This window comes from Pseudomonas sp. 910_23 (genome assembly GCF_052850795.1).
Genome location: NZ_VXCZ01000003.1, coordinates 187,301 through 198,708, shown reverse-complemented (window position 1 = coordinate 198,708; position 11,408 = coordinate 187,301). Strand labels below are relative to the sequence as shown.

The window sequence follows — 11,408 nt, the reverse complement described above, 5'->3', positions numbered from 1 at the left end:
AACCAATGACCCTTAAGACCATTCCGGCGGCGCCGGAGGCTCGGCCGCGCGCGCAGGTTCACTGCGACCTGACGCCGAAGGCCTTGGAGCGGTGGAATCCATCGATCAAGGCGGCAATCACGGACGACAACTCCATCACCATTTACGACCCAATAGGGTTTGATTGGTGGACGGGCGAGGGCGTGACTGCAAAGCGGATCAGTGCCGCGCTGCGATCAATCGGTGACAGCGATGTAACGGTGAAGATCAATAGCCCAGGCGGCGACGTGTTTGAAGGCCTGGCCATCTACAACCTGCTGCGTGAACACAAAGGCAAGGTAACAGTGCAAATCCTCGGCCTGGCAGCCTCGGCCGCATCGTTCATCGCCATGGCAGCGGATGAAATCCAGATTGCTCGGGCCGGCTTCCTGATGATTCACAACAGCTGGACCATGGCCGCCGGTGACCGCAACGACATTCGAGAGGTGGCCGACTTCCTCGAGCAGATCGACGGAACACTCGCTGATATCTACGCCGTACGCACCGGTGACCCCATTGAGGCCATGCGCAAGCTAATGGACGTCGAGACCTGGATGGGCGGCGCCGCTGCAATCGATGCGGGGTTTGCAGACAGCCTTCTGGCATCTGACGCCGCCGTCGAGGATGCCAGCGCATCGGCGCCGCACCAGGTTGCCGCCCGCCGTATGGATCTGATCCTGGCAAAACAGGGCATGCCGCGCTCCGAGCGCCGCGCCCTCATTCAAGAACTCAAGGCTGGTACGCCTGGCGCTACCACCTCCGGCAAGCAGAACGCTGCCGCAACCCCGGCCAACCTGGCCGACCCCATTGCCGAACTACAAGCTGCGCTTTCGCGGTTCTCGGCAGCAGCAATTCAAACCGGAGAAAAACCATGAGCGACACTACTGCCGAGCTGTTGAAGAACGTCTCCAACGAGCTCAAGAAGGCAACCGACGAATTCAGCAAACAGGCTGAAAACGCACTGACCGAAGCCAAGAAGGCCGGCTCCTTGTCGGCGGAAACCAAAAACGCAGTCGACGAACTGGCCACCAAGTTCAACAGCTTGACCGAGGCTGAAAAGCAGCTGAAGGCACAACTCGGCGAGCTGGAGCAGGAGTTTGCACGCATCCCTGCCAGTACTGCCGCTGCTTCCCGTGACACCGTGGGAGGGGTGGTGATCAAAAGCGAAGCGCTGAAGCAATTCTCCGCTCACATCGAGGGCAATCGTCGCATCAGCATCCCGGTGCATGCCGCCTTGTTGAGTGGCAACGTACCTGCTGGTGTGGTTGAGCCGCAACGCCTGCCGGGCATTGATGCCGCTCCGAAACAGCGCCTGTTTATCCGCGACCTCATTGCCCCTGGACGCACCACGTCGCCCGCGATCTTCTGGGTTCAGCAAACCGGCTTCACCAACGCCGCCAGGGTAGTGGCTGAGGGCACTCAGAAGCCTTACAGCGACATCCAGTTCGCGACCAAGATCACCCCGGTCAGCACCATCGCGCATATGTTCAAGTCGTCGAAGCAGATTCTGGATGACTTTGCACAACTGCAATCGACCATCGATACCGAAATGCGCTACGGCCTGAAGTATGCCGAAGAGCAGGAAATCCTGTTCGGTGACGGCACCGGCGTGCACCTGCATGGCATCGTGCCGCAGGCATCGGCCTTCGACCCTGCATTTACCGTTGAAAATCAGTCCGGCATCGATGATCTGCGCCTGGCCATGCTTCAAGCTCAGCTTGCCCGCCTGCCAGCATCCGGTCACGTGTTGCACTTCATCGACTGGGCGAAGATCGAGCTCACCAAAGACTCTCTGGGCCGCTACATCCTGGCCAACCCTCTGGGCCTGGCTGGTCCCTTGCTGTGGGGCCTGCCGGTGGTGGCAACCGAGATCGCAGCCTTCCAGGGCAAGTTCCTGACCGGCGCTTTCCAGACCGGTGCGCAGCTGTTCGATCGCGAAGACGCCAACGTGGTGATCTCCACCGAGAACGCTGACGACTTCGAGAAGAACATGATCTCGATCCGTTGCGAGGAGCGTGCAGCTCTGGCGGTGAAACGCCCGGAAGCATTCATTTACGGCTCGTTCACCCCGCCTAAAGCCCCTTAAACCACTGATAGGCCGCCCTGCTGGCGGCCCAACGGAGCGCGCTATGAAGATGAAAACGACCAAGCCGCTTTATCTGGGCGGTAAAACCTTGTCTGAAGGCTCGATGTTTGTCACAGACGAACAGCACGGTCGTCAGCTTCTGCAAAAAAACTACGCCGTGGAGTGCGATGACGACGGTGAGCCGCTGGTGGATTTGACCGAGCAGGAAGATTCGACCGATCCGCTGACCAGTGATAAGGCGACAGGCAAGCCAGGCGCCAAGAAGAAAGGCGCCTGACATGACAATCATCCCGATTGAAGTAGCAATGCAGCACTTACGGGCGGAGGTCGAGGATCAGGCCTATGTCGCGCTGGTTCTGGAGGCTGCTGAGGATAGTGCGGCCCGGTACCTGAATCGCAAGTTTTACGCCGACGCTGATGCGCTTGCCGCAGCAGTCCTCGCAGGTGATGCGGGTACTGATCCTATCTTGGTCAACCCATCGATCCGTGCTGCCTGCCTGTTGATTGCTGGCAACCTCTACGGCAATCGTGAGGATGTTGTGGTGGGCACCATCTCTTCCGAGTTGCCGATGGGGTCCAAGTCTATGTTGATGCCTTACCGCGTCGAGCTGGGTGTGTAATGAGGGCAGGTCCGCTTCGACACTCTTGCATGCGCCGCGGCTACATCGATGGCAAGGATGCCCTCGGCCAGCCCTCGAAAGTTTGGGGAGACCTCGGAAAGCTATGGGCGGAGATCAACATTCCTTCCGGCCGCATGTACGAGGCCGCGTCCCAAATGCAGGTCACGGTCACTGCCGAGATCAACATCCGCTACCGCAAGGATGTGGTGGCGGGCCAGCACCTGGTGCACGACGGAACCACTTACGAAATCATCGCGCCGCTGGCCACCAACCAGCGCGACATGCTGAAACTCATGTGCAAAACGGTGAAGCCAAAATGAGCAACGGATCGCTGACAGTTCTGGGGCTTGGTGAGCTGCAGGCCGATTTCGAGCGCCTGGCCAAGTCCGTGGGCAACAAGATTGCCAGGGATGCAGTTATGGCTGGTGCCAGGGTGGCCAGGGACAAGGCCCGGAGCACGGCACCGGTTCGCACGGGCAAATTGAAGAAGAACATTATTGCTGTCAGCGTGAAACAGGCAGACACGCCTGGCGGCGCTACTGCCGGCATTCGCGTAAAGAATCCAACCGGCAAGCAAGCCAAGGCGCTCAAGCGTCCCGGCAAAAAAGGGCGCACCTCGAAAACGGATTACGAATCACCGTTCTACTGGAAGTTCCTGGAGCTGGGCACATCGAAGATGCCGGCTCATCCATTTATTCGACCATCTTGGGACGGCAGCCTGCCTCAGATCGAAAAGGCCGTTGCCGACAAGCTGGCCGAAGGCATCGACAACGCCATCACCCGGTAACCCCAATGATTGAGAAATCCCTCATCGACAGGCTTTCGCCTTTGGTCGACGGGCGAGTGTACTTCGGCGTTGCGCCGGTGGACGCCGCCCAGCCACGCCTGGTGATTCAAACGGTAGGCACCACCACCGGTTTCACGCTCGCCGGATGGGATGGCTCCAGCGACCTCACTATTCAGCTCGACGCATGGGGGGAGAGCTTCCTCGAGGCGCTCACGCTTGCTGGCCTGGCCTTTACCGCGATGACCACGGATGGCGCTGACTTCACCACCGGCAGCGCAGACCGCCTAGCGGATGTGTTCGAGAACGACACCAAACTTTTCAGCGTGAGCTGGGAATACACCCTGCAACCATAGGAGGCCACATGGCCGTTCAAACTCCAACGAAAGCGAAGTTCGTCAAGACGCAGGGCACGGCTCTCAGCGTTTCTAAAACCACCACCCTGGACCCCAAGGATGAGGACCTGACCTGGGCCGATCTGTCCGTCACCATTAAGCAGCCTCAGTTCCAGGGCGGCCAGTCGGACGAAATTGAAACCACGGTGCTCGCCAGTGTGGCCAAGGAGTTCACCACGGGCCTGGCTGACAACGGCACCTTCAGCATGTCCGGCAACTGGAAGGCAGACGACGAAGCACAGACCGTCCTGCGTACCGCGCGCGACGACGCCGAGCCTCGCGCCTTCAAGTCGGTGTTCAAGGATGGCACCTCCTCGACGTTCCTTGGCCTGGTCACCCAGTTCACCTGGGACGCTGCGCCGAACGGTACCGTGAACGGCACGTTTAACGTGCGTATCACTGGCGCCGTGTCCTTCGACCTGCCTCCGGTGACTCCATAATGGCGCGCACGAAGATCGGCGCCGTGGCGGATCTGCGCTCCATGGCACTGGACCCGATGCGCAACTTCAAGCATGAGCGCCTCACCATCGACGAGTGGGAGGGCGCCCAGGTGGTGGTCAGGGCGTTGAGCGCTGGCGACTGGGTTGAGTATCGCCGCCGCGCTGCTTTGGCGGTTGCTGAAGCCCGTCAGGATGCTGGGCTTCCGGCCCAGCCTCCAGCAACTGAAGGTGTCGAGGAGGCGCCGCTTGAGCCGCGGGTGGAGATTCATTCCTCGCCGCTCTATGCATTCGTCCTGGTGCGGGCCTTGCTCGATGAGAACAATGCCCGAGTGTTCCAGGACGAGGACGTGCCTTCGGTAGCTGATGCCTTCAGCCCAGTGCATGACCGGCTCGTCGGCAAGGTTTTCGAGCTGAGTGGCGTAGCGGCCGGCGCTGGCGCGCAAGACCCGGTGGATGCCGCGGGAAACGACTGACGGAGGAGCCGGAGTTGGCGTTTATGCTGACTCTTGCCCTCCGGCTTGGCATGACGCTCCAGGACCTGCGCTCAAGGATGAGCGCGGAGGAGTTGTTCCTTTGGATGGCCTACAACCAGGAGTCGCCATTGAGTGATACTCGTGGAGATATCCAGGCATCAATTGTTGCGGCGTCTGTGTTTCAGGCCCAGGGCGCGAAAGTATCGGCTGTCGACCTGATGCCTAAATGGAAGGAAGAGCCGGCGGTTGTGGTTGATGAGGCGGCGCAGGCGGAGGAGGGAGCGGAACTGTTCCGCGCGTTCCTGATGGTAAAAGCGAACGAGGCTAACAATTGTTCGTGAAGATCATTCTAGATGCTAGAGTTTGATTTTTTAAATGTGAAGGTCCAATTGTGCTTAGGTACACGGAGTTTGATCGCCAGAAAGTGAGGGCATTGCTGGATGAGCATGCCGCCGAAGTGACCAGGGAAGTCAGGATCACAGGCGTACCGGATTCGGCGCTTGCAAGGAACAATCAGGAAATTGATCGACTCCGAGAGATCATGACTGACCAAGAGCGTCAGGTTTTTGATTCCTTACTGAGTTCCGAGATTGAAGCTGATCAGCAAAAGGCGAGAGAGGGCCTGATCATTGCTCGACATGAGGCCAGCGCCGCTCAGCATGAATTTGAAGTTGCGCAAGGCCGTGAGTTGCGAGCGGCAGAGGATGGCGTCAAAATATCTACATACCTTGTTTTGGCCGTGATCGGAGTTCTTATTTTGTTTTTCTTGTTCAGATAACTTCACACCGGACCATCGACCCGCCTCGCGCGGGTTTTTTATTGCCTGGAGAAAACTATGGCGGGGCAAACCCTTCGATCCCTGATCGTGAGTGTTTCGGCCGAAACGAGCGCTTACCAGCGTGAGATGGCGAAAGCCGGTCGTATGGGCCAGAGCTATCTGCGGACTATCACCTCAGGCAATCGGGACGCCACAAGTTCTTGGCGCTCCCAAGAGGCTGCTGTGCGTGCGCAGGGCGCGGCAATGCAGTCTCTCACTTCCACAGTGGGCAGCTATGCCGCCGCAATGGCTGGTGCATTGGCAGTGGGCAACGTTGTTCACCAGGCTGACGCCTGGAACCAGGTAAATGCTAGGCTCAAACAGGCTACCACCAGCACTGAAGACTTCGCCGTAAGCCAGAAATCCTTGTTTGAACTGAGCCAGCGTACTGGCACTTCGTATTCAGATAATGCCGGTTTGTTCAGCCGCTCGGCGTCATCGATGCGTGAATTCGGGTATTCAACATCTGAGGTGCTTGGAGTTACAGAAGCATTATCGGTGGGTCTGCAAGTATCCGGTGCGACCTCAGCTGAAGCTTCCTCTTCTATCACTCAGTTTGCTCAAGCACTTGCCCAGGGCGTGCTGCGCGGGGAGGAATTTAACTCCATCGCTGATAGCGGAGATCGTGTTCTACGCGCGCTTGCGGCAGGGATGGGCGTTGCTAGGAGCGAGCTTAAGGCTATGGCTGATAAAGGGCTGATCACTATTGATAAGCTCGTGCCAGCGCTGATCAGCCAGCTTGGGGTCCTAAACGAAGAGTTCGGCAAAATGCCCCCTTCAGTCAGCCGCTCAACCACGGCCCTGACTAATGCCTTCCAGGCGTGGATTGGAGGAGCTGACTCAGCAACCGGCAGCACAGCGGTTCTCTCTGGTGCGATTGACCTTGTTGCAAAGAACATGGATGTACTGGCTGCGTCGGCGTTAACTGCGGGCGCCGCCTATGTCGGACTGAAGTCTGGCGAACTGATTAAGGGGTTGCGTGATCAGGTCGGCGCTTTGCGAGAAGCCCGATCTGCCGAAATTGGCCGGACTACCGCCCAGCTTGATGCGGCCACAGCCGCCGCCCGCCGTACCGCTGCAGAAGTGATCGCCGCAGAATCCCAGGTCGCAGCGACAAGATTTACCGATGGTCATACCGCAGCCCTCAGCCGCCTTCGACTCGCCAGGCTGGCTGATACCCAAGCAACCGTCGCGCAGACCGCCGCGCAAGCCGCCCAAACAGCCGCGACATCACTGGCTGGGCGGGCCGGATCGGCGCTGCTTGGGGTAATGGGTGGCCCGGCCGGGCTTGCTGTTACCGCCGGCGCCGTAGCGGCGAGCTATTTATTGTTCCGCGACAACAGCGATAAGGCCCGGCAAGCTACCGTCGACCTAAAGCGCCCCGTGGAGGAGTTGCGCAAAGAGTTTGCCGAGCTTGGCAAAGAGCAGGCGCGGTACAAGCTTGACGGCGTTATCCAGCAGCAGGCGGACGCACAGGTCGCGGCACAGAAGGCGCTACGAGAGATCCGCGCCGCTGCCCAGGGCAATGACAAGTGGGGAGATACCTACTCGGCCAACCCGTTCCAGCGCGATCGGGCGGTGACAGACTTCAATCGTCGCATTGCCGGCGGCCAGGATATTGATTCCGCCAGTCAGCAGTTGGTCGCGGCAATCGGCCCAAACGAGGAGATGACCAAAGCTATTAATGCTTCTGCATCCGCGTACGGCGAAGCGATCAAAGCCTCCGGCGATTACGGCGACGCCGCCAATATGCTCACCGCCCGCCTGAACGATGTTGCAGTTGCCGCTGGACAGGCCGGCGCAGGTCTCAAGAAGATTGAAGGCCCCGACTCGAAAACAATTGCGGGCTGGGATAGCTACACCAAAACGCTCGTTGAAAGACTGAATGCTGCTCGCGACGGCGGCGACCCGATGGGTGAGCTCAATCGGAAAATCCAGCGCGAAGGTGTTGACCCAGGGGTGGCCGAAGGCTGGCGCATTCTACTTACCGCTGAGACGGCTGCTAAGGATGCAGCCAAAGCAACAGAGGAGGCGCAGCAAAAGGCGAAAAAGGCAGGCGAGGATGCCCAACGCCAAACAGAGCAGTTGACCAACGCATACAAGCAAACGCTCGCCAACCTCACCCAGCAGGTCGCGCTTTACGGTGAAACAACCGAGATAGGGCGTCTTCGCTACGAGCTCACCACGGGCGAGCTGTCGAAGCTGTCGGAAAAGAACAAGGTCATGCTTCAGAGCAAGGCCATCGAGCTCGACGCGCTCAATGCCAGAAAGGCCTATGACGGCTTGATGGCTGGACTGCAAACGAAAGAGCAGGCGCTGCTGGCCACCACGAAAGAACGGATGCAGGTGCTGGAAACAGCCAATCGAGCAGGGAAGCTAAGTTCGGACGACTACCGCGCCGGCGCTGATGCAATCTCGAAAGCCACTGTTACCGAGGCGCCGGAGTTCGGTGGCATTGATTCATCGGTGGGCGGTCCTTCCGGTGAGCTGGTAAAGATTGCCGAGGCTGAAGCGGCCCTGAAAAAGTGGCACGACAAGCAGTTGTCCATGCAGGCAGATCTACGCGATCAGATCCTGGCCGACCAGCAAAGCACCAACGAGCAGAAGCTTGCCGCCGAGCAGCAGTACCTGGACCGAGTCGTCGAGATCAATCAAACGAACCAGGCGCGGCTTTCGGACATTCAGGGTGCCTACAAAGTAGCTGTGATCGGCACCTTCAGCGAACTGTCGGGCCAGGCCGCCGACATGGTTGGCAAGATCGCTGGCGAGCAGTCCGGCGCGTACAAGGCATTGTTTGTAGCGCAAAAAGCGTTCGCGGTGGCATCGATCATCATGAACGCGCAGATTGCCGCAGCCAAAGCGCCTGCAGAACTAACCATTCTGGGCGGTATCCCGGTGGGCGCGGCGCTGCTTGCTGCGGGCTATGCCAATGCGGGCATGGTCGCCGGCATGGCGCTGGCCGGCTTCTCTGAGGGTGGCTATACCGGCCCCGGTGGCAAGTTTGAGCCGAAGGGGGTGGTTCACGGCGGCGAGGTCGTCATCCGCAAGGAAGTGGTCGATCAGCCTGGGATGAAGGATTACCTCATCGGCCTGAACCGTAGCGGTAAGCCGGGCTATGCAACCGGCGGGTTCGTCGGCAGCCCAGGCATCTCGCCTGCGTTCACTGCTCCTTCTGTTGCTCCCGGAACTGGTTCAGGCTCGGCGCCTGAGATTCACCTGCACATCAATGGCGATGGATCCGGCGGAGCTGTCAATGCTCCCGAAGGATACGAGCAGATGGGTATAGCGTTGTTGGCCACCGCCCGTTCCGAAATGCCGAAGATCGCCCGGCAGGTGATTCAGCAGGAAAAAGGCCAGAACGGCCTGCTTGATCCAAACAATCGGAGAAACAGCTGATGGCAGAGGTATTCAACTGGTCGCCCCGGGTTGGCTCTTCCGGTGACGATCAGCCTGACGTGCTTGAGTCGAAGTTCGGTAACGGATACAGCCAGCGATTATCGGTCGGAATAAACAATGTCGCTGGCGCGTACACCGTTTCCTTCACGGGCGGGGAGGCTTACATCAAGCCGATCCGGGAGTTCTTCAAGCGGCACAAGGGGGCAAATCACTTTCTGTGGACCCCGCCGCTTGAGGTTCAGGGGGCGTTCATAACCACCGGAGGCTGGCAGCTGCAAACCCACGGCAACAAGAAGTACACCCTCAGCACCACCTTCCAACAGGTATTCAATCCATGATCACGCTGGACGACCAGAAACTAGAGCCTGGCGCGATCATCCAATTGATCGAGCTGGATGGTGAAGCGCGGGGCATGGGCATCTTGCGGTACCACGCACACCAGCAGTCCACCCCGATCATCTGGAAGGGTGAGACATACCTGCCCAGGCCTTACGAAACGGGCGGCTTTGGGCGCAGCGTTGAGGGCAACAACTCCACGCCCATGCTGAAGATCAGCAATATTGACGGAACGATTACAGCGCTATGCCGGCGCTTCCAGGGGATGAGCGGGGTCAAGCTGACGGTTCGGCAGACTTACGTCAAATACCTAGACCCTGCGAATTTCCCAGAGGGCAACCCGACGGCCAGCACCATGGAAAGGCTCGACATCTCCTATATCAACCAGGTCACCAGCCTGTTGCGTGAAGAGGTGGTGTTTTCGTTGGCCCCTCCGACTGCCGTTAAAGGTCAGAGGTTGCCGGGCGGCCTGATCATGAACCGGTGCGAATGGTGCCTTTGGGGCGAGTACCGCGGCCCGGACTGCAATTACACCGGGATCAAGATGTTCGACCTCGACGGCAACCCAGTGGACGACCCGGCACTGGATCGCTGTGGCGGCCGGCCAAGTGACTGCGAAATCCGCTTTGGCAAGGGCAACCCGTTGTCGTTCGGCGGCGCCCCTGGCGCTGCGCTTATTGGATAGACCCCATGAACAAGACGATGCTGAAACAAATTCAGGCGCACGCTGCGGCGGAGTTTCCGAAGGAAAGCTGCGGCGTGGTGATCCGTGAGGCCGGGCGGCTGAAGTACGTTCCCTGCCGCAACGATGCCAAGACCCCCAGCGAGCACTTCATCATCAACCCCGAGGATAAGTGTGACGCTGAGGACCGTGGCGAGGTGACGATGATCATTCACTCTCATCCCGACGTGCCGCCCATGCCGAGCATGACCGATCGTGTCAGCTGCGAATTGCATGAAAAACCGTGGGGTATTGTGAGCTGGCCGTCTGGTGAGTACTTCGAGTTCAAGCCGGAGGGCTATCAGGCCCCGCTGGTTGGCCGCGAGTTCGGCCATGGTCTGCTGGACTGCTATGCCCTGTGCCGCGACTACTACGAGCGCGAGCTTGGGATTGAATTGCCGAACTACCCACGCCGGGATGGCTGGTGGAACGATGGTGAGAGCCTCTACGAGAAGTACTACGAGGAGGCCGGTTTCTATCCGGTTTCGATGCCGCGCAAGGGCGACATGATCGTCATGCAGATCAACGCCGCCGCACCGAACCATGCAGGAATCTATCTGGGTGACGGTTTGCTGACCAGCGCCCCGGAGCTACACCCGGCCCCGGGCACCTTCCTGCATCATCGCTACAGTAAGAAATCCACCCGCGACGTTTACGGCGGCATGTGGGCTGATTACACCGTGCTGATTCTTCGGCACCAACGAATGCCGGAGGTTGACTGATGGCAATGAAAACAACGGTTAACCCGCAGCCTTTGGTGGTGCTGGTGATGCTTTATGGTGTGCTTGGCGCCCGGTTCGGTCGCGTTCACCACCTGGCCGTAGCGTCATGCGCCGAGGCGATTCATGCGTTGTGCGTGAAGATCCCCGGCTTCAGACGGTTCTTGCGCTTTTCGGAAGAGCGCGGCCTGACCTACGCAGTATTCCGCGGGAAGAAGAACCTGAGCGATACCGAGATTGAGATGCGCCAGGACACCGTTGAGCCGATCCGTATTGCGCCAATTGTGATTGGCAGTAAGGGAGGCGGCTTGTTCGCCACCATTGCCGGTCTCGCCCTGGTGGTGGTCGGCGCGATCACCCAGCAGTACTACCTGGTGGCAGCTGGTGCCGGCTTGATGATCGGCGGTATCGCCATGAGTATGTCTCCGTCACCGGTGGGCGTGCTGGACAAAGAGGGCGATGGCAACAGGCCGTCCTATGCGTTCGGCGGCGCCGTCACCACCACGGCCCAGGGCCGCTGCAAACCACTTCTGTATGGCGAACGCGATATCGGCGGCGCCCTCATCTCGGCTGGCGTCTTTTCGGAAGATCAGCAGTAAGGAA

The 11,408-nt window shown here is 59.3% G+C and carries 16 protein-coding genes; all 16 read left to right on the top strand.

The window, feature by feature from the left end; translation table 11 throughout:
- Positions 1 to 5 precede the first annotated feature (5 nt).
- The 16 genes from FW800_RS04935 (at position 6) to FW800_RS04860 (ending at position 11,404) form a co-directional block, all read left to right on the top strand.
- Entirely contained in the window at positions 6 to 893 is an 888-nt protein-coding gene (locus tag FW800_RS04935; protein WP_446437104.1) for a head maturation protease, ClpP-related, read from the top strand.
- Positions 890 to 2,104, top strand: a complete 1,215-nt coding sequence (locus tag FW800_RS04930; protein ID WP_248135663.1) for a phage major capsid protein — start codon at positions 890 to 892, stop codon at positions 2,102 to 2,104. Before FW800_RS04935 ends, FW800_RS04930 begins: the two co-directional genes overlap by 4 nt.
- Before the next feature lie 43 nt (positions 2,105 to 2,147).
- Positions 2,148 to 2,381 carry a hypothetical protein gene (locus FW800_RS04925; RefSeq protein ID WP_446437103.1) on the top strand — a complete coding sequence of 78 codons (234 nt, stop codon included), beginning with the start codon at positions 2,148 to 2,150 and terminating at the stop codon, positions 2,379 to 2,381.
- 1 nt (position 2,382) lies between these two features.
- Positions 2,383 to 2,724, top strand: coding sequence for a head-tail connector protein (locus FW800_RS04920; protein WP_446437102.1), 342 nt, complete (start codon positions 2,383 to 2,385; stop codon positions 2,722 to 2,724).
- Positions 2,724 to 3,044 (top strand): phage head closure protein, encoded by a 321-nt coding sequence (locus FW800_RS04915; protein ID WP_446437101.1) that lies wholly within the window; start codon positions 2,724 to 2,726, stop codon positions 3,042 to 3,044. The genes FW800_RS04920 and FW800_RS04915 overlap by 1 nt, the downstream gene beginning before the upstream one ends.
- Positions 3,041 to 3,511 carry an HK97-gp10 family putative phage morphogenesis protein gene (locus tag FW800_RS04910; protein WP_262020254.1) on the top strand — a complete coding sequence of 157 codons (471 nt, stop codon included), beginning with the start codon at positions 3,041 to 3,043 and terminating at the stop codon, positions 3,509 to 3,511. The genes FW800_RS04915 and FW800_RS04910 overlap by 4 nt, the downstream gene beginning before the upstream one ends.
- Positions 3,512 to 3,516: 5 nt before the next feature.
- Positions 3,517 to 3,864, top strand: a complete 348-nt coding sequence (gene gp17, locus FW800_RS04905) for a tail completion protein gp17 (protein WP_054898076.1) — start codon at positions 3,517 to 3,519, stop codon at positions 3,862 to 3,864.
- Between the two features lie 8 nt (positions 3,865 to 3,872).
- On the top strand, positions 3,873 to 4,343 hold the full coding sequence (locus FW800_RS04900; protein ID WP_446437100.1) for a hypothetical protein: 471 nt from the start codon (positions 3,873 to 3,875) through the stop codon (positions 4,341 to 4,343).
- Positions 4,343 to 4,816 carry a phage tail assembly chaperone gene (locus FW800_RS04895; RefSeq protein WP_262020252.1) on the top strand — a complete coding sequence of 158 codons (474 nt, stop codon included), beginning with the start codon at positions 4,343 to 4,345 and terminating at the stop codon, positions 4,814 to 4,816. Before FW800_RS04900 ends, FW800_RS04895 begins: the two co-directional genes overlap by 1 nt.
- Before the next feature lie 23 nt (positions 4,817 to 4,839).
- Complete coding sequence (locus tag FW800_RS04890) at positions 4,840 to 5,157, top strand: phage tail assembly protein T (protein WP_169868378.1); 318 nt, start codon at positions 4,840 to 4,842, stop codon at positions 5,155 to 5,157.
- Between the two features lie 92 nt (positions 5,158 to 5,249).
- Positions 5,250 to 5,594: a hypothetical protein gene (locus tag FW800_RS04885; protein WP_446437099.1), complete on the top strand. Its 345-nt coding sequence runs from the start codon at positions 5,250 to 5,252 to the stop codon at positions 5,592 to 5,594.
- Positions 5,595 to 5,837: 243 nt separating this feature from the next.
- Entirely contained in the window at positions 5,838 to 9,029 is a 3,192-nt protein-coding gene (locus tag FW800_RS04880) for a tape measure protein (protein ID WP_446437098.1), read from the top strand.
- Positions 9,029 to 9,367: a phage tail protein gene (locus FW800_RS04875; protein WP_005785361.1), complete on the top strand. Its 339-nt coding sequence runs from the start codon at positions 9,029 to 9,031 to the stop codon at positions 9,365 to 9,367. The genes FW800_RS04880 and FW800_RS04875 overlap by 1 nt, the downstream gene beginning before the upstream one ends.
- On the top strand, positions 9,364 to 10,050 hold the full coding sequence (locus tag FW800_RS04870; RefSeq protein ID WP_262020249.1) for a phage minor tail protein L: 687 nt from the start codon (positions 9,364 to 9,366) through the stop codon (positions 10,048 to 10,050). The genes FW800_RS04875 and FW800_RS04870 overlap by 4 nt, the downstream gene beginning before the upstream one ends.
- Before the next feature lie 5 nt (positions 10,051 to 10,055).
- A complete protein-coding gene (locus FW800_RS04865) occupies positions 10,056 to 10,808 on the top strand; it encodes a C40 family peptidase (RefSeq protein WP_262020248.1) in 753 nt (250 codons plus the stop codon).
- A complete protein-coding gene (locus FW800_RS04860; protein ID WP_446437097.1) occupies positions 10,808 to 11,404 on the top strand; it encodes a tail assembly protein in 597 nt (198 codons plus the stop codon). The genes FW800_RS04865 and FW800_RS04860 overlap by 1 nt, the downstream gene beginning before the upstream one ends.
- Positions 11,405 to 11,408 lie beyond the last annotated feature (4 nt).

Excerpts from the sequence above, each read along its gene's own strand:
- FW800_RS04870 (WP_262020249.1), top strand. The coding sequence starts at position 9,364 with ATGATCACGCTGGACGACCAGAAACTAGAGCCTGGCGCGATCATCCAA.
- FW800_RS04920 (WP_446437102.1), top strand. The coding sequence starts at position 2,383 with ATGACAATCATCCCGATTGAAGTAGCAATGCAGCACTTACGGGCGGAG.
- FW800_RS04860 (WP_446437097.1), top strand. The coding sequence starts at position 10,808 with ATGGCAATGAAAACAACGGTTAACCCGCAGCCTTTGGTGGTGCTGGTG.
- gp17 (WP_054898076.1), top strand. The coding sequence starts at position 3,517 with ATGATTGAGAAATCCCTCATCGACAGGCTTTCGCCTTTGGTCGACGGG.
- FW800_RS04935 (WP_446437104.1), top strand. The coding sequence starts at position 6 with ATGACCCTTAAGACCATTCCGGCGGCGCCGGAGGCTCGGCCGCGCGCG.
- FW800_RS04900 (WP_446437100.1), top strand. The coding sequence starts at position 3,873 with ATGGCCGTTCAAACTCCAACGAAAGCGAAGTTCGTCAAGACGCAGGGC.
- FW800_RS04875 (WP_005785361.1), top strand. The coding sequence starts at position 9,029 with ATGGCAGAGGTATTCAACTGGTCGCCCCGGGTTGGCTCTTCCGGTGAC.
- FW800_RS04880 (WP_446437098.1), top strand. The coding sequence starts at position 5,838 with ATGCAGTCTCTCACTTCCACAGTGGGCAGCTATGCCGCCGCAATGGCT.
- FW800_RS04930 (WP_248135663.1), top strand. The coding sequence starts at position 890 with ATGAGCGACACTACTGCCGAGCTGTTGAAGAACGTCTCCAACGAGCTC.
- FW800_RS04895 (WP_262020252.1), top strand. The coding sequence starts at position 4,343 with ATGGCGCGCACGAAGATCGGCGCCGTGGCGGATCTGCGCTCCATGGCA.
- FW800_RS04910 (WP_262020254.1), top strand. The coding sequence starts at position 3,041 with ATGAGCAACGGATCGCTGACAGTTCTGGGGCTTGGTGAGCTGCAGGCC.
- FW800_RS04890 (WP_169868378.1), top strand. The coding sequence starts at position 4,840 with ATGCTGACTCTTGCCCTCCGGCTTGGCATGACGCTCCAGGACCTGCGC.
- FW800_RS04865 (WP_262020248.1), top strand. The coding sequence starts at position 10,056 with ATGAACAAGACGATGCTGAAACAAATTCAGGCGCACGCTGCGGCGGAG.
- FW800_RS04925 (WP_446437103.1), top strand. The coding sequence starts at position 2,148 with ATGAAGATGAAAACGACCAAGCCGCTTTATCTGGGCGGTAAAACCTTG.
- FW800_RS04915 (WP_446437101.1), top strand. The coding sequence starts at position 2,724 with ATGAGGGCAGGTCCGCTTCGACACTCTTGCATGCGCCGCGGCTACATC.